Origin of the sequence: Micromonospora zhanjiangensis, from assembly GCF_042650605.1 — a bacterium.
Taxonomy (GTDB): domain Bacteria; phylum Actinomycetota; class Actinomycetes; order Mycobacteriales; family Micromonosporaceae; genus Micromonospora_J; species Micromonospora_J zhanjiangensis.
This window is the reverse complement of the sequence record NZ_JBHSBN010000004.1, coordinates 229,007-245,438: the sequence shown is the minus strand read 5'-3', so window position 1 is coordinate 245,438 and position 16,432 is coordinate 229,007. Positions and strand designations below refer to the sequence as shown.

The window sequence follows — 16,432 nt, the reverse complement described above, 5'->3', positions numbered from 1 at the left end:
ATCTTGTCAGCCCCGGCCGGGCCGACGGCCGCGGTACCAGCGCCCGCCACCGCCACCGGCGCGCGGGCCGCTGCCCACCCCGGCCAGGTAGAGGGCCAGCAGGAGCAGACCGATCAGCACCAGCGTGTTCCAGTTGAACAGGTCCGGTGCACCGAAGTTCGTGTTGAGCAGGTCGAGCAGCAGGGCGAATCCGAAAACGATCGCCGCGGCGATGGCGAGCATGATGTCCTCCATGGGGTCCCGGGTGGTGCCGCCCCGATGTACCCAGTCCGGTCGCCGCGCAATCTCCACCGTGGACGGCCGGACCCGCGCCGGTCAGCCGGTACCGGCCGGGGTGGGTGTCCGGGCCGGCACGGGCTCCGGTCCGGCCCTGCGGGCGGCCCGCCAGGCGGGCAGGTACAGCGGCGCGGCCACGGCCAGCACCACCGCACCGACCAGCATCGCGAGGCCCACCCCGCTGCGGTCGGCGAGCGCGGTCAGGACCACCCCACCGAGCGCTGCGGCCGGCTGCCCCATCATCGAGTTCAGCGACAGCACGCTGGTCCGGTACGGGCCGTCGACCTGCCGGTGCAGCAGGCCGACGTGCAGCGGGTTCGACGCGCCGTGCACGGCGTAACAGGCCAGGTAGGCCACGAGCACCCCGACCGGGCCGGCGAGCAGGCCCATCCCGACCACGGTGGCGCCCTGCAGGATCCGCATCAGCGCGGCGGCCGGCGCGGCCCCGATCCGGCGCAGCAGGAACGGGGTGAGCGCGGCTCCGGCGGCGTTGGCCAGCCAGGCCGCCGAGCCGGCCGGCCCGAGCAGCGCCGCCGCGCGGTCCGCGTCGCCGACCACCTCGGCGAGGCGGACCGGCAGCAGCGACTCGAAGGTCACCATGCCGAAGCCCCAGAACAGCTCCACCGCGACCAGGGCGGTCAGCACCCGGGACCGGCGCAGCAGGCCGACGGCCCGACCCACCATGCGTGGCGCCTCGACGATCGACGCCCGCAGCGCGGCCGCGCCCCGCGCCGGCCGGGTCTCGCGCAGCAGGACCAGCAGTGCCGTCAGGGCCACCCCCTGCAGCAGGACGGCGACGAACACCGGCACGGTGAGGGCGCTGACCGGGCCGACCGGGCCGAGTGCGACCAGACCGCCGCCGAGCAGCGCCCCGGCGCCGATGGCGATCCCGATGACCGTGCCGGCCCAGCCGAGGCCGCGTTCGTACTCGGCCTGCGGGTCGGCCGCCAGGGTGGCGTCGACGTACCAGGATTCGAGCGGGCCGCTGTCCAGCGCCCGGTAGACACCCTGCAGCGCGGAGTAGAGGAAGAAGAGCCAGAAGGACTGGGCGACCGCGAAGAGGGTGAGCGAACACAGGCCGATCGCCCAGGCGGTGGCCAGCAGCGGCTTGCGGCCGAGGGCGTCGGCCATCCCGCCGGTGGGCAGTTCCAGGGCGAGGATGACCAGGCCCTGCGCGGTGCCGACCAGGCCGATCTGGGACAACGACAGGCCGCGTTCCTGCAGGAGCAGCACCAGCACCGGGATGGTCAGGCCGGTGGGCAGCCAGCGCAGGCCGTGCAGGACGAGGTAACGGTCGCGGACCTGGCGTACGGACAGCGCGGTCACGATTCCTCCCCGGGCGGTGTGGCCGGCCGCGCCCCGGTCAGCAGCGGGAACGCGGCGAGGTAGAGCTCCACCTGGGCGGCGTCCGGCTCGGCCGGGTCGGCGGCCTCCCGGTACCGCTCGAAGATCCGCCACACCTCCGCCTTCAGCTCCTGCAGCCGGGCGGCCGGGATGGTGAGGAACACGTCGCCCATGCCGAACGCGTCCCGCCACCGCGGCGACCACTCGTGCCGGGTGGCGGACCAGCGCTCGGCGTGCTGCACGAGGTGCCGGACCTGGTCGTCCTCGATCCACTCGATCGCGGCCCGCGAGTCCGGGTCGTCGTCGAAGTCGCTGGCCTCCCAGCTGGTGACGTCGTGCGCGGCCCGCCAGAACCGCTGCCGGCCGGTGCCCAGGTCCGGGTCCTCGACGACCAGGCCGGCCTCGGCGAGCTGCCGCAGGTGGTAACTGGTCGCGCCGGTGTTGGTGTCGAGCAGCTCGGCCAGGGCCGTCGCGGTCAGCGGCCCGCGCACCCGCAGCGCGCCCACCACCCGCATCCGCAGCGGGTGGGCCAGGATCCGCACCTGCCGGTGGTCCAGCCGGACCGCGCGCGGCTCGGGCCGCACCCGCGTCTCGTCGTTCTCCATGGTTGCACAATATCTGTGCACACTTTCTGTGCACAAGACTCATGCAAAGAAATTGTGCATGTCGTCGGTCGGTTCAGTCGAACAACTCCCGGACGCCGCGGAGCCGGACCCGCAGCAGGCCGGCCGCGCGGGCGGAGTCCAGCCGTACGTCCGCGGGCCGGCGCAGCCCGGCCTCCGCGAGGGTGCCGGTCTTCAGCCCGGCCGGGTCGACGCCCTCGTGACCGGCCACCAGCCGGCCCAACTCGGCCCGGCTCACCGGGTCCGGCCCGGCCACGTTGAGCAGACCGGCGTACCCGGAGGGGACCAGTTCCAGGACGGCGGCGGCCAGGTCCGTCACGTCGACCGGGCAGCGCGCCTCGTCGGTGAACAGGGTGGCCCGGCCGGCGAGGGCGTCCCGGCAGAGCTGGATCTGCTTGCTCCCCTCCCCCACGATCAGCGAGGTCCGCACCAGCGCCGCGCCCGGGTCGACCGCCCGCACCGCCGTCTCCGCCGCCGCCTTCGCCGCCCCGTACGCGTGCACCGGCGTCGGCACGTCCTCGTCCAGGTACGGCGTCGGCCGCCCGGCGTGCAACGCGTCGCTGGACAGGTGCACCAGCCGGGCGCCAACCTCCGCGGCGGCGCACGCCACATGGGCCGCCCCGTCGGCGGTGATCGTCCAGTCGTCGGTGCGGTAGGCGGTGGACACCACCGCGTCCGGGCGTACCCCGGTCAGCAGCGTCCGCACGGCGGCCCGGTCGGTGATGTCCAGCCGGCGCGGCTCGACGCCCGGCACCCCGACGGCGGCCGAACGGTGGGTGCCCACCACCCGGTGCCCCGCGGCGATCGCCTGCCGGCACACCTCGGCGCCCAGGAAGCCACTGGCGCCCACCACGAGCAGTCTCATCCGCACCACCTTCGGATCGGCACGTCGCCACGGACCGGAACGGCCCGCGTCATCATGACGCGGGCCGTTCCGTCGGGGCCAGGATTCCGGGCGACCGGGGTCAGACCGGATCGGCGACCGGCGCGGCCGGGCCGGCGGTGCCGGTGTGCGGCGTCGCGGCCGGCTTGGGCTTGGCGTCGATGCCGGCCTCGGTGCGCTGCTGCGCGGTGATCGGCGTCGGGGCGCCGGTCAGCGGGTCGAAGCCACCCCGGGTCTTCGGGAAGGCGATCACCTCGCGGATCGAGTCGGCGCCGGCCAGCAGCATGCAGGTCCGGTCCCAGCCCAGCGCGATGCCGCCGTGCGGCGGCGGGCCGAACTTGAACGCCTCCAGCAGGAAGCCGAACTTGTCGTTCGCCTCGTCCGGGGTGATGCCGAGCAGGTCGAAGACCCGGCGCTGCACGTCGGCCCGGTGGATACGGATCGACCCGCCGCCGATCTCGTTGCCGTTGCAGACGATGTCGTACGCGTACGCGAGGGCCTTGTCCGGCGCCTCCTCGAACCGGTCCACCCAGTCGGCATTCGGCGAGGTGAACGGGTGGTGCACGGCCGTCCAACCGCCCTCGTCAGTCTTCTCGAACATCGGCGCGTCGACCACCCAGCAGAACGCCCAGGCGTCCTCGTCGATCAGGCCGGCCCGCTTGGCGATCTCGATCCGGGCCGCACCGAGCAGCTCCTGCGCCTCCCGGGCGTTCGTGCCGGCGGCGAAGAAGACCGCGTCCCCCGGCTTCGCGCCGACCGCGTCGGCCAGCCCGCCGAGGTGCTCGGCGGACAGGTTCTTGGCCACCGGGCCGCGCGGCTCGCCGGTCTGGGCGTCCAGCACCACGTACGCCAGGCCGCGGGCGCCCCGCGCCTTGGCCCAGTCCTGCCAGCCGTCCAGCTCCTTGCGGCTCTGGCTGGCCCCGCCGGGCATCACCACGGCGCCCACGTAGCCACCCGCGTCGATCGCCCCGGCGAACACCCGGAACTGGGTGCCGCGCAGGTAGTCGGTCAGCTCGGTCAGCTCCACGCCGTAGCGCAGGTCGGGCTTGTCGGAGCCGTACCGGGCCATCGCGTCGTGCCAGGTGATCCGCGGGATCGGCCGGGGGATGACGTGGTCGGCCAGGTCGGCCCAGAGCGCGGCGACGATCTCCTCGCCCAGCTCGATCACGTCCTCCTGGTCGACGAAGGACATCTCGATGTCGAGCTGGGTGAACTCGGGCTGCCGGTCGGCCCGGAAGTCCTCGTCCCGGTAGCACCGGGCGATCTGGTAGTAGCGCTCCATCCCGCCGACCATCAGCAGCTGCTTGAACAGCTGCGGTGACTGCGGCAACGCGTACCAGGTGCCCGGCTGCAGCCGGACCGGGACCAGGAAGTCCCGGGCCCCCTCGGGGGTGGACCGGGTCAGGGTGGGCGTCTCGATCTCCAGGAAGTCCCGGGCGTGCAGCACGCCCCGGGCCAGCTGGTTGGCCCGCGAGCGCAGCCGCATGGCGTGCGCCGGACCACTGCGCCGCAGGTCCAGGTAGCGGTACTTGAGGCGGACGTCGTCACCGGCCTCGACCTGGTCGTCCACCGGCAGCGGCAGCGGCGCCGCCTCGGAGAGGATGGTCAGCTCGGTGGCGGTCACCTCGACCTCGCCGGTGGCCAGGTCCGGGTTGTCGTTGCCCTCGGGACGCCGGGTCACCTCGCCGGTGACCCGGACACAGAACTCGTTGCGCAGCGCGTGCGCCGCCTGGATCTCCTCGCGGAACACCACCTGCGCCACGCCGGAGGCGTCGCGCAGGTCGACGAAGATGACCCCACCGTGGTCGCGCCGGCGGGCCACCCACCCGGCGAGCGTCACCGTCGTGCCGGCGTGCGTCGCGCGCAGGCTACCGGCGTCATGGGTACGGATCACGGTTGGTGTCTCCTCACGTGTACGGACTGCCCCCGCATTCTGTCAGGGCCGCCGGGAGGGCCGGTCCCGGGTGTGCGGACGGGCCCTCGCGGAAGCGGACACCTCCGCCGTACCCCGGACACGGATCGAGCCGCCGGGCGGACCCGGCGGCTCGATCTGGTACGGGGTGGATCAGTGGGTGCCGGTGGATCAGTAGACGCTCACGCCGTAGACGCTGAGCGGCTCGGTGACCGGCTGGAAGTAGGTCGTGCCGCCGGAGGTGCAGTTGCCGCTGCCGCCGGAGGTCAGGCCCAGTGCGGTGCTGCCGGCGAAGAGCGAGCCGCCGCTGTCGCCGCCCTCGGCGCAGACGTTGGTACGGATCAGGCCGGAGACGCTGCCCTCGGCGTAGTTGACCGTGGCGTTGGTGGCGTTGACCGAGCCGCTGCGCAGGCCGGTGGTGCTGCCGCTGCGCTTCACCGCCTGGCCGACGTACGCGTTGCCGGCCGAGGTGATGTCCTGGTAGCTGCCGTTGTAGAGGTAGACGTCGCCGGGCGGGACGCTGCCGTTGGTGTAGCGCACGATGCCGTAGTCGTTGCCCGGGAAGCTGGTGCCGGCCCGGGTGCCCAGCACGGTGGTCTTGCTGGAGTTGGAGTACCAGGTCGACCCGAGGTTGGTGCAGTGCCCGGCGGTGAGGAAGTAGTAGGTGCTGCCGCTGCGCACGTTGAACCCGAGCGAGCAGCGGTAGCCGCCGGTGTAGATGGCCTGGCCGCCGGAGAGGCGCTTGCTCAGCACGCCCGGCTCGGACTCGACCCGGACCGCCCCGCCGAGCTTCTGCGCGACGGCCTTGACCTGGTCGAGCTTGGCGCCGGTGACGGTGCTGTCGACCGAGACGACGACCTGGTTGGTGGCCGCGTCGGTCCACCACGCGGTGCCCGGGATGCTGGCCGAGCGACGCAGCTCGGCCTTCGCCCCGTCGAGCACGGCCACGCCGCGGGCGACCAGCTTCGGCGCGGCGCCGGCGGCGCGTACCTCGTTGGCCGCGGCCTGGTCGGTGACGGTGACGACCATGCGGCCGTTGGCGTCGGCGTAGCTGCCGGCCGACCGGGCGCCGAGCCGCTCGGAGAGCGCGGCGGCGGCGTCGGGGGACGCGGTCGTGGCCGGGGCGGCCTGGGCGGCCGGGGCGCCGGCGAGTACACCGGCGACGAGCGCGCCGGCCGCGAGGGTGGTCGCGGCACGGCGGGTGAGTGACCTCGTGGGTCGCATGCGAGTCCTCCATGGGGGTTGACGGCGGGACGGCCGGGGGTTGACGCGTCCCGATGCCTAACCTGGCGGAAAATGGGGGTTCCGGCCGGGTCATGGAGAAGTATTCAGATATTTAAGATCGCCAGCAATACATGCGCCGTGACAAAATTTTCTCCATCCGCCACTGCGGCGTAACAGTTGAGTCAACAGACACACATCTATAAGATGCGCCCGCGAGCGGGGTCAGCGCGCGGCGAGCCGGTCCCGCCGGGCGTCCCGCTTCTCCTCGAACCGGGCCGCCGCCCGGTCCAACTCGGCCAGGTGTCGGGCCAACTGCTCACGGGCCGCCTCGCCCTCGCCACCGAGCCCGGTGACGTTCCAGACGTCCCACTGCCGCAGCACCGGCACCAGCACCTCGTCCCGGTGCTGACGCAGGTCGTAGATGCCGGCCAGGGCGATCGCCACCGACTTGCGGGCAAATCCGTCGATGCCGCTGCCGGGCATCTGGAAGTCGGCCACCACGTCGGCCACCGCCCGCATCGCCTGGTCCGGCGCGAGTTCGAAGGCGGCGGCGAGCAGGTTGCGGTAGAAGACCATGTGCAGGTTCTCGTCGGCCGCCACCCGGGCCAGCAACTGCTCGCAGACCGGGTCGCCGGTCGCCTTGCCCGTGTTGCGGTGCGAGATCCGGGTGGCCAGCTCCTGGAACGAGACGTACGCGAGCGAGTGCAGCACCTCGTCGCCGTGCGCGTTGACGTAGCCGGCCGACATGTGGTCCATCCGCGCCCGCTCCAGCGCGACCGGGTCGACCGCCCGGGTCACGGTCAGGTAGTCGCGGATCGCGACCCCGTGCCGCCCCTCCTCCGCGGTCCACCGGTGCACCCAGGTCCCCCAGGCGCCGTCCCGCCCGAACAGCGTCGCGATCTCGTGGTGGTACGACGGCAGGTTGTCCTCGGTGAGCAGGTTGACCACCAACGCCGTCCGGGCCACGTCCGGGATCGTCGAGTCACCCGGCGCCCAGGCCGCACCCCCGAGCGGTCCGTCGAAGGTACGGCCGGCGCTCCACGGCACGTACTCGTGCGGGAACCACTCCTTGGCCAGCCCGAGATGCCGGTCGAGGTTGCGGGCGACGACCGGCTCCAGCTCGACGAGCAGGGCGGTCTGGCTGAGCGGAGCGGTGCTGCTGGTGACGGTCACGAACTCTCCCTACGGTGGCGTAACTTACGCCACCGTAGGTTAAGTTCCCACGCACCGCCAGTCGAAGTCAGCCCACCACCGGCCGCAGGTCGGCCGCCGGTGGCGTCCACCCGTCCGGCGTCGCCTGGACCTGGTCGCCGGAGCGGATGTCCTTCACCTCGTCGGCGGCGCCGTCCGCGCCCGGGAACCAGACGTACGGGATGCCCCGCCGCTCGGCGTACCGGATCTGCTTGCCGAACTTCGCCGCCGACGGGGAGACCTCGGTGGGCACGCCCCGGCGGCGCAACTGGTCGGCGATCCGGTTGATCTCTGGCCGGTGCGCCTCGTCCGGCACCGCGACCAGCACACAGGTCGGCACCGACCGGGACACGGTCAGCTCGCCGGCGCCGAAGAGCAGGCCGAGCAGCCGGGTCACCCCGATCGAGATGCCCACCCCCGGGAAGCTGGTGCCCCCGGAGCTGGCCAGGTTGTCGTACCGGCCGCCGGAGCAGACCGAGCCGAACCGCTCGTAGCCGCGCAGCTGGGTCTCGTACACCGTCCCGGTGTAGTAGTCCAGGCCGCGGGCGATCCGCAGGTCGGCCACGCACAGCCCCGGCGCGTGCGCGGCGGCCGTCTCCAGCACCGCTACCAGCTCGGCCAGGCCCTCGTCCAGCAGCGGGTGCTCGACGCCGAGCGCGCGGACCTCGTCGGCCACCGAGGCGTCCGGCGCGGAGATGCCGGCCAGCGCCAGGCACGCCTTGGCCTGCTCCGGGGTGGCCCCGGCGGTGCCGACCAGCAGCTCGGCCACCTGGTCCGGGCCGACCCGGTCGAGGCGGTCGACCGCCCGCAACGCGGCGTCCGGGTCGGTCAACCCGATCCCCCGGTAGAAGCCCTCGCAGACCTTGCGGTTGTTGACCTGGATCAGCACCGGCGGGATGGGCAGCCCGCCCAGCGCGTCGCCGATCACCAGCGGCAGCTCGGCCTCGTGGTGCGCCGGCAGGGTGTCCCGGTCGACGATGTCGATGTCGGCCTGCAGAAACTCCCGGTAGCGCCCCTCCTGCGGGCGCTCACCGCGCCACACCTTCTGGATCTGGTAGCGGCGGAACGGGAACTGCAGCTTGCCCTGGTTCTCCAGCACGTACCGGGCGAACGGCACGGTCAGGTCGAAGTGCAGACCCAGACCGCTGTCGCCGGCCGGTCCACCGGCCTCCTCCTGCAACCGGCGCAGCAGGTAGACCTCCTTGGAGGTCTCCCCCTTGCGCAGCAACTGGTCCAACGGCTCGACCGCGCGGGTCTCCAGCGGGGCGAAGCCGTACAGCTCGAAGGTGGTGCGGATCCGGTCCAGCACGTACTGCTCGATCATCCGCTGCGGGGGCAGCCACTCCGGAAAGCCGGAAATGGGCGTGGGCTTACTCATGACGACGCTCCTCAAGGTCCCGCGCGAGGCGCGGGGAAAGCTCTACAGACCTCGGCTGGGGGCCGGTCGCGCGGCGGCGCGGTCCGCGACCTGACGAAGGTACGGGTTGCTCGCGCGCTCGCGGCCGATGGTGGTCTCCGGACCGTGGCCGGGCAGGACGACGGTGTCGTCGGCCAGCGGGAGGACCTTGTCCCGCAGGCTGGCCAGCATGGCGGGCATGCTGCCGCCCGGCAGGTCGGTGCGGCCGATCGAGCCGGCGAACAGCACGTCCCCGGAGAGGCAGACCTGGTCCGCCGCCCACCGGGTGCCCGCCGCCGGCAGCCGGAACAGCACCGACCCGCCGGTATGGCCCGGCGCGTGGTCGACGGTGATCTCCAGACCGGCCAGGGCCAGGGTCGCGCCGTCGGTCAGCTCGGCGACGTCCTCCGGTTCGGTGTACGGCAGCCGCCCGCCGAACAGCTGGGTGAGGTCCGCCGACAGCCCCTTGGCCGGGTCGGCGAGCATGTCCCGGTCGCCGGGGTGCACGTACGCGGTGATCCCGCGCGCCCCGCACACCGGCGCCACCGAGAAGGTGTGGTCCAGATGGCCGTGGGTGAGCAGGACGGCGGCGGGCTGCAGGCGGTGCTCCGCGAGCAGCGCGTCGAGCCGGTCGAGCACCCCGATCCCGGGGTCGACCACGACGCACTGCTCCCCCGGCGCGGTCGCCACCACGTAACAGTTGGTGCCGAAGGCGTCCGCGGGAAAGCCGGCCACGAGCACGTGCGCTCCCCTCCACGGCGGTGTTGTCGTCCGGTGCAGCCTATCTGCCGCCACGGCCGGGCCGCGCCGTCCCGGGCGCCCCACAGTTACCGCCGATCTCATCCGATACCACGTAGGGCGACCTCGTACACCACTTTCTCAGCGGATACCCGTACACTCTGGCGGGCGTGTGGCGTGGCGCACGTGACCGCATGGTGGGGCGGTCGGCCGACGCCCACGATCACCCGGCACACGATCACCAGGTAGAGGAAGGGAGCGCGGGTGGCCTCCAGCAGGGACCGGCAGCGCAAACTGGCGCGGGCCAAGCTCGACCGGCAGATGGCCCGGCGGGCCGCCGCCGCCCGCCGGCAACGGCGCATCCGGGCCGGTGTCGGCGCCGCTGTCGCGCTGGCGTTGATCGTCCTCGGCTCGGTCTGGGCGTTGGGCGGTTTCGACCGCAAGCCGCCCGCGGACACCGCCGCCGACGTCTGCGACTGGACGCCGGTACGGGCGGACACCAACCCGAACGTCAAGGACGTCGGCGAGCCGCCCACCAAGGACCTGCCCACCTCCGGCAGCCGGCCGATGACGATCACCACGAACCAGGGCGCGCCGGTGACCGTGCAGCTCGACCTGGCCACCGCCCCCTGCGCCGGCGCCAGCTTCAGCTACCTGGCCGGCAAGTCGTTCTTCGACAACACCAAGTGCCACGAGATCACCACCGAGGGTGCCGTGCGCTGCGGCGACCCCGGTGGAACCGGACAGGGCGGTCCGTCGTACTCGTTCCCGAGCGAGAACACCCCGTCGGCGCCCACCCCGGAGCCGTCCCCCTCGGCCAGCTCGGCGCCGGCCCAGCCGCCGCTCTACCCGGCCGGCACGGTGGCGTTGGTCGGCAACCCGCCGGGCTCCAACGGCAGCCAGTTCCTGATCTTCTTCAAGGACTTCAACCCGACCAGTCCGCAGTACCCGATCGTCGGCAAGGTCACGGCCGGGCTGGACGTGGTGCAGCGGATCGGTGGCCTGGAGACCGTGGACAATGGGACCGGGGCGAAGGTCAAGCCGAAGACCGACGTGGTGATCCAGAGCCTGACGGTCGGCGAGCCGGCCACCGCGACACCCACCCCGGCAGCGCCGCCGCCCGCGACGACGTCCCCGACGCCGTCGAACCCGCCGAGCACGGCCGCCAAGTCCTGATCGGCACCACAACCTGATCGGCCCGGATCTGATCAGCACAGCCTGATCAGCTTGGAGACAACGATGCCAGGCGCAGACGACCAAGCACCGCCAGATAGCCCAGGAGGAGCCAGCGTGACGTCCACGAGAGAGCGGCAACGGGCCGCGGCGCGGGCACGACTCGAGAAGGAGATGGCCGAGCGGGCCGAACGCGCGCGCAAGCGCCGACGGATTCAGGCCGGCGTCGGTGCCGGTGTGGTCCTGCTGCTCGTGGTCGCCGGCACCGTCTGGCTGGTGGCCAGCCTCGGCGACGACAAGAAGAAGCCGGCCGACAAGGCCGCCCCGGACAAGGTCCAGTGCGGCTGGAACGTGGCGCCGCCCGAGTCCCGGACCCCTCAGGTCAAGGACGTCGGCGTCCCGCCGACCCAGGTGGACGCCAAGGGCACCCAGACGATGACGATCGACACCAACCTGGGCCCGATCACCGCGAAGATCGACGTGAGCAAGGTGCCCTGCACCGCCGAGAGCTTCACCTACCTGGCGAGCAAGAAGTTCTTCGACAACACCAAGTGCCACCGCCTGGTCACCCAGGGCATCCAGGTGTTGCAGTGCGGCGACCCGAGCGTGACCGGCAAGGGGTGGCGGCAGACCGACGGCACCGGCGGCCCGAGTTACCGCTTCGCCGAGGAGAACCTGCCCACCGACAAGCGCCCGGCGTACCCGGAGGGCGTCATCGCGATGGCGAAGACCCAGCAGCCGAACAGCACCGGCAGCCAGTTCTTCATCGTCTACGGCGACTCCCAGCTCGATCCGAGCTACACCGTGCTGGGCACCATCACCGGCGGCCTGGACCTCGTCAAGGAGGTCGCCAAGGCCGGTGACGACGGGGCGAACGGGCAGCCCGGTGACGGCCACCCCAAGAAGGAAGTACTGATCAAGACCCTGACCATGAGCGCCCGCGAGTCCTGACCGCCCGCGCAGCCACGAAACCGGCGCCCGCCCCACCCGTACGAGGTGGGGCGGGCGCCGTGGTTTCAGGCGCCGGAGGTCACCCGGTACGCGTCGAAGACCCCGTCCACCTTGCGGACGGCCGCCAGCAGGTGGCCCAGGTGCTTCGGGTCGGCCATCTCGAAGCTGAACCGGCTGACCGCCACCCGGTCCCGGGTGGTGGTCACGGTGGCGGACAGGATGTTCACCCGCTCGTCGGAGAGCACCCGGGTCACGTCGGCCAGCAGCTTGTGCCGATCCAGGGCCTCGACCTGGATGGCCACCAGGAAGGTGGAGGCCGAGGTCAACTTCCAGGAGACCTCGACGATCCGCTCCGACTGCACGCGTAGTTCCTCGGCGTTGGCGCAGTCGTCCCGGTGCACGCTCACCCCGCCGGACCGGGTCACGAAGCCGAACACGCTGTCCGGCGGCACCGGCGTGCAGCACCGGGCCAGCTTGATCCACACGTCGCTGACGCCCCGGACCACCACGCCCGGGTCGTGGCTGCTGCTGCGGCTGCGCGGCGGGCGGGTGGCGACGGCGGTCTCGGCGATGTCCTCCGCCGCGCCCTCCTCGCCTCCGTAGCCGGCCATCAGCTTCTGCACGACCGACTGGGCGGAGACCTGGCTGTCGCCGACCGCCGCGTAGAGCGAGGCCACGTCGGCCAGGTGCAGGTCGCGGGCGATGGTCATCAGGTTGTCGGAGCTGAGCATCCGCTGCAACGGCATGCCCTGCTTACGCATCGCCTTGACGATGGCGTCCTTGCCGGCCTCGATCGCCTCTTCCCGGCGTTCCTTGTTGAAGTACTGCCGGATCTTGGTGCGGGCCCGGGGACTCTTGACGAAGCCGAGCCAGTCCTGGGTCGGTCCGGCCGTGTCGGACTTCGAGGTGAAGATCTCGATCACGTCGCCGTTGGACAGCGTCGACTCCAGCGGCACCAGCTTGCCGTTGACCCGGGCGCCGATGCACTTGTGCCCGACCTCGGTGTGCACCGCATAGGCGAAGTCCACCGGCGTCGACCCGGTCGGCAGCGGGATCACGTCGCCCTTGGGCGTGAAGACGTAGACCTCCTGGCTGGACAGGTCGAAGCGCAGCGCGTCCAGGAACTCGCTCGGGTCGCTGGCCTCCCGCTGCCAGTCCAGCAGTTGCCGCAGCCAGGTCATCTCGTCGATGTGGGCCGGCGGCCCGACGATCTGGGTGCCCTTGTGCTCCTTGTACTTCCAGTGCGCGGCGATGCCGAACTCGGCGGTGCGGTGCATCGCGTACGTGCGGATCTGCATCTCGACCGGCTTGCCGCTGGGCCCGATGACCGTCGTGTGCAACGACTGGTACATGTTGAACTTGGGCATCGCGATGTAGTCCTTGAACCGGCCCGGCACCGGCTGCCAGTTCGCGTGGATCACGCCCAGCGCGGCGTAGCAGTCCCGCACCGTGTCGACCAGGATGCGCACCCCGACCAGGTCGTAGATGTCGTTGAAGTCCCGACCCCGGACGATCATCTTCTGGTAGATCGAGTAGAGGTGCTTCGGCCGACCGGTGGTCTCCGCCTTGATCTTGGCGGCCTTCAGGTCGACCTGCACCTTGTTGGTGACCTGCCGCAGCAGCGCCTCCCGCTGCGGCTGGTGCTCGCCGATCAGCCGGTTGATCTCCTCGAACCGCTTCGGGAACAGGGTCCCGAAGGCGAGATCCTCCAGCTCCCACTTGATCGTGTTCATGCCGAGCCGGTGCGCCAGCGGCGCCAGGATCTCCAACGTCTCCTTGGCCTTCTGCTCCCGCTTCGGAGCGGGCAGGAAGGAGAGCGTACGCATGTTGTGCAGCCGGTCGGCCAGCTTGATCACCAGGACTCGGGGGTCCTTGGCCATCGCGACGACCATCTTGCGGATCGTCTCGGCCTTGGCCGCGTCGCCGAGCTTGACCTTGTCCAGCTTGGTGACCCCGTCGACCAGCAGGGCGACCTCCGGACCGAACTCGACCCGCATCTCCTCCAGGCCGTAGTCGGTGTCCTCGATCGTGTCGTGCAGCAGCGCCGCGACCAGGGTGGTGGTGTCCATCCCGAGATTGGCCAGGATCGTCGCGACCGCCAGCGGGTGGGTGATGTACGGGTCCCCCGACTTGCGGTACTGCCCCGAGTGCCACCGGGCGGCGACGTCGAAGGCCCGCTGCAGCAGCCGGGCATCGGTCTTGGGGTGCGACGCCCGGTGGGTGGCGATCAGCGGCTCCAGCACCTCGCTCACCTGGGAGCTCTGCCAGGGCGCGTTGAACCGGGCCAGCCGCGCCCGGACCCGCCGCCCCGTCGGTGCGCCGGCCAGGCCGCTGAACCCGCCGGAGGTCGCCGCCGGGTCGTCGTCGGCCAGCGGTTCCGGGGTCAGCGGGTCACCGGCCGGATCGGGTCGGGAACCGTTGCCGCCCCCGGTCGCGGCCGCACCGCCCGCCGACCGGCCGTTCGCCGAGGCACCGGACGCGGACCCGCCGTTCACGGACGCGCCGGTCGTCGCCCCGCCGGCCGCGGACGCACCGGTCCCCGGCACACCGGCCGCCGGCCCGTCGGCACCCGGGTCCGGGGTGGCCTGCGGCTGGACCACCGGATCGGCCGGCCGCTTCACCGCGCCGTCAGCCTCGCCAGTCGGATGCACCGTGCCCTCCGTCGGAGGGGCGACATCGTGGGACACCGGCCTCCTCACACCTCGCCGGGGGATCATCCCGCCGCAACGGAACCGGTCCCGCGTCCGCCAGGTGGGCGGCAGCCCGCCTGGTCACGAAAAGGCAATCCTACCCGCATGCGGTCCCGGTCGCGCCGTCCGGCGAACGGACCGACGAGCCGGCACGAGCACCAGCCGTCAAACGGTCAACAGGGCATGAACCGGGCGCGGCTCCAGCCGTCGCCGCCCGCCGAGAAAGGCCAGTTCCAGCAGTACGGTGAAGCCGGCCACGGTGCCACCGGCCCGCTCCACCAGGTCCAGCGTCGCCTCGGCGGTACCGCCGGTGGCCAGCACGTCGTCCACCACCAGGACCTTGTGCCCGGCCGTGAACGCGTCCTGGTGCACCTCCAACGTCGCCTCGCCGTACTCCAGCGCGTACGAGGCGGCGTAGGCGGGCCGGGGCAGCTTGCCGGCCTTGCGCACCGGCACGACACCCAGCCCGGTCGCGTACGCGATCGCGGCGGCGATCACGAAGCCACGCGCCTCGATGCCGACCACCACGTCGAACGACTCCCGCCCGTGGTACGCCACGATCCCGTCGATCACCCGGCGGAACACGTCCCCGTCGGCGAACAACGGCATCAGGTCCTTGAACACCACCCCGGGCTGCGGGAAGTCCGGTACGTCCAGCACCCGGCTGGCCACCAGTTCGGCCACGGCCGGGCCGCTGTCCCCCCGTACGTCGGTGCCGGTCTCCGTCACGGTGCTCCTCTCACACGCCACGAGGCGTGCCCCCGCACCGCGTACCGGTGGGAGGAACGCCTCGTGGCCCGTTCCGTCGTCTCTTGTCGGATGTCAGCGGCGCTTGGCGCCGCTGGGCCGGTTACCCCCGCCGGGGCGACCACCCCGGGCGCCGGACGGCCGCTTGCCCGCCGGACGGGCCCCGACCTTCGGGGTGGAACTCGGCACCGGGCCGCTCACCGCACCCGCCGGCTCGACCTCGCCGGTCTCGCCGGTGACGGCGGGCTCGGCCGGCCGGGACGCCCGGCGGCCGGTCGGCGTCGCGTCCCGGCCGCTGGCCCGCCGGGCCAGCACCCGCTTGGTGTGGTTCTGGATCTTCGGCTCGAAGCCCTTGAGGGTGGCCAGCACCGGCGTGGCGAAGAACAGTGAGGAGTAGACCGCGAGGCCCTGACCGACGAAGAGCACCAGGCCGAGGTCCTTCAGCGTGCCGGCACCGAGCAGGCCCGCGCCGATGAACAGCAGACCGCCGACCGGGAGCAGGGCCACCACACTGGTGTTGATCGACCGCATCAGGGTCTGGTTGACGGCCAGGTTGGCCGCCTCCGGGTAGGTCTGGGTGCTGCTGCCGGTGATCCCGCGGGTGTTCTCCTGGATCTTGTCGAACACCACCACCACGTCGTAGAGCGCGAAGCCGAGGATGGTCAGGAAGCCGATCACCGTCGACGGGGTGACCTCGAACGCCACCAGCGCGTAGACGCCCGCGGTCAGGGTCAGGTTGAGCAGCAGCGAGGAGACCGCGGCGACCGCCATCCGCCACTCGAAGCGCACCACCAGGTAGACCATCACCAGCGCGACGAAGATCACCAGACCGAGCAGCGCCCGCTCGGTCACCTGGCTGCCCCACGCTGCGCTCACCCGGTTGGCGGTGATCTGGTCCGGCTTCAGGCCGAACTTCTCCGCCAGTTCGTTCTGCACGGCCGTGGACTGCGCCGGGGTGAGCTCGGTGGTCCGGCTCTCGTAGTAGTTGCCGCCCGGCCCACCGATCCGCTGGGTGGAGACGACCTTGTCCTCGTCGCCGATCCGGGCCAACGCGTCGTTGACCGCGCCCTCCGACTGCTCCAGCGTGCCGACGCTGGCCGGCACCTGGAACGAGTTGCCGCCGCTGAACTCGATGCCGAGGTGGAACCCGCGGATCGACATACCCAGGATGGCGATCAGCACCAGCACGCCGGCGACCGTGAACCACATCCGCCGCCGGCCGACGATGTTGAGACCGGCCTCGCCCCGGTAGAGGCGGGCGGCCAGACCCTCCCGACGAGCCAT

The 16,432-nt window shown here is 72.1% G+C and carries 14 protein-coding genes; 2 read left to right on the top strand and 12 right to left on the bottom strand.

Features of this window, described 5'->3' with window-relative positions; translation table 11 throughout:
* Nucleotides 1-6: 6 nt before the first annotated feature.
* The 9 genes from ACFOX0_RS08880 to ACFOX0_RS08840 all read right to left on the bottom strand — a co-directional run bounded on the left by ACFOX0_RS08880 (nt 7) and on the right by ACFOX0_RS08840 (nt 9,590).
* Complete coding sequence (locus ACFOX0_RS08880) at nt 7-222, bottom strand: hypothetical protein (protein ID WP_377543392.1); 216 nt, start codon at nt 220-222, stop codon at nt 7-9.
* Between the two features lie 93 nt (nt 223-315).
* Nucleotides 316-1,605 (bottom strand): MFS transporter, encoded by a 1,290-nt coding sequence (locus ACFOX0_RS08875; RefSeq protein WP_377543577.1) that lies wholly within the window; start codon nt 1,603-1,605, stop codon nt 316-318.
* The gene (locus ACFOX0_RS08870) at nt 1,599-2,225 is read right to left on the bottom strand and encodes an ArsR/SmtB family transcription factor (RefSeq protein ID WP_377543390.1); all 627 of its coding nucleotides are present in this window, start codon (nt 2,223-2,225) and stop codon (nt 1,599-1,601) included. Before ACFOX0_RS08870 ends, ACFOX0_RS08875 begins: the two co-directional genes overlap by 7 nt.
* A 73-nt stretch (nt 2,226-2,298) precedes the next feature.
* The gene (locus ACFOX0_RS08865) at nt 2,299-3,108 is read right to left on the bottom strand and encodes an SDR family oxidoreductase (RefSeq protein ID WP_377543388.1); all 810 of its coding nucleotides are present in this window, start codon (nt 3,106-3,108) and stop codon (nt 2,299-2,301) included.
* A gap of 100 nt (nt 3,109-3,208) precedes the next feature.
* Nucleotides 3,209-5,020, bottom strand: coding sequence for an aspartate--tRNA ligase (aspS, locus tag ACFOX0_RS08860; RefSeq protein ID WP_377543387.1), 1,812 nt, complete (start codon nt 5,018-5,020; stop codon nt 3,209-3,211).
* Nucleotides 5,021-5,209: 189 nt separating this feature from the next.
* Nucleotides 5,210-6,262 (bottom strand): S1 family peptidase, encoded by a 1,053-nt coding sequence (locus ACFOX0_RS08855; protein ID WP_377543386.1) that lies wholly within the window; start codon nt 6,260-6,262, stop codon nt 5,210-5,212.
* A gap of 222 nt (nt 6,263-6,484) precedes the next feature.
* On the bottom strand, nt 6,485-7,435 hold the full coding sequence (locus tag ACFOX0_RS08850) for an acyl-ACP desaturase (RefSeq protein WP_377543385.1): 951 nt from the start codon (nt 7,433-7,435) through the stop codon (nt 6,485-6,487).
* Between the two features lie 67 nt (nt 7,436-7,502).
* Complete coding sequence (gene hisS, locus ACFOX0_RS08845) at nt 7,503-8,831, bottom strand: histidine--tRNA ligase (protein WP_377543383.1); 1,329 nt, start codon at nt 8,829-8,831, stop codon at nt 7,503-7,505.
* A 42-nt stretch (nt 8,832-8,873) separates the two neighbouring features.
* Nucleotides 8,874-9,590, bottom strand: coding sequence for an MBL fold metallo-hydrolase (locus tag ACFOX0_RS08840; protein ID WP_377543382.1), 717 nt, complete (start codon nt 9,588-9,590; stop codon nt 8,874-8,876).
* A 261-nt stretch (nt 9,591-9,851) separates the two neighbouring features.
* Here ACFOX0_RS08840 and ACFOX0_RS08835 point away from each other — a divergent pair, with 261 nt between their 5' ends.
* Nucleotides 9,852-10,763, top strand: a complete 912-nt coding sequence (locus ACFOX0_RS08835; RefSeq protein ID WP_377543381.1) for a peptidylprolyl isomerase — start codon at nt 9,852-9,854, stop codon at nt 10,761-10,763.
* A 114-nt stretch (nt 10,764-10,877) separates the two neighbouring features.
* The gene (locus ACFOX0_RS08830; RefSeq protein ID WP_377543380.1) at nt 10,878-11,711 is read left to right on the top strand and encodes a peptidylprolyl isomerase; all 834 of its coding nucleotides are present in this window, start codon (nt 10,878-10,880) and stop codon (nt 11,709-11,711) included.
* 65 nt (nt 11,712-11,776) lie between these two features.
* On the opposite strand, the gene ACFOX0_RS08825 is transcribed toward ACFOX0_RS08830, so the two are convergent.
* The 3 genes from ACFOX0_RS08825 to secF form a co-directional block, all read right to left on the bottom strand.
* Nucleotides 11,777-14,398, bottom strand: a complete 2,622-nt coding sequence (locus tag ACFOX0_RS08825) for a RelA/SpoT family protein (RefSeq protein WP_377543379.1) — start codon at nt 14,396-14,398, stop codon at nt 11,777-11,779.
* A gap of 168 nt (nt 14,399-14,566) precedes the next feature.
* On the bottom strand, nt 14,567-15,130 hold the full coding sequence (locus tag ACFOX0_RS08820; RefSeq protein ID WP_377543378.1) for an adenine phosphoribosyltransferase: 564 nt from the start codon (nt 15,128-15,130) through the stop codon (nt 14,567-14,569).
* Between the two features lie 93 nt (nt 15,131-15,223).
* The gene (gene secF, locus ACFOX0_RS08815; RefSeq protein ID WP_377543377.1) at nt 15,224-16,432 is read right to left on the bottom strand and encodes a protein translocase subunit SecF; all 1,209 of its coding nucleotides are present in this window, start codon (nt 16,430-16,432) and stop codon (nt 15,224-15,226) included.

Bases quoted from the DNA above. Each gene is read 5' to 3' on its own strand.
- ACFOX0_RS08880 (WP_377543392.1), bottom strand. From the start codon at position 222: ATGCTCGCCATCGCCGCGGCGATCGTTTTCGGATTCGCCCTGCTGCTC.
- ACFOX0_RS08870 (WP_377543390.1), bottom strand. From the start codon at position 2,225: ATGGAGAACGACGAGACGCGGGTGCGGCCCGAGCCGCGCGCGGTCCGG.
- ACFOX0_RS08865 (WP_377543388.1), bottom strand. From the start codon at position 3,108: ATGAGACTGCTCGTGGTGGGCGCCAGTGGCTTCCTGGGCGCCGAGGTG.
- ACFOX0_RS08855 (WP_377543386.1), bottom strand. From the start codon at position 6,262: ATGCGACCCACGAGGTCACTCACCCGCCGTGCCGCGACCACCCTCGCG.
- hisS (WP_377543383.1), bottom strand. From the start codon at position 8,831: ATGAGTAAGCCCACGCCCATTTCCGGCTTTCCGGAGTGGCTGCCCCCG.
- secF (WP_377543377.1), bottom strand. From the start codon at position 16,432: ATGGCTCGTCGGGAGGGTCTGGCCGCCCGCCTCTACCGGGGCGAGGCC.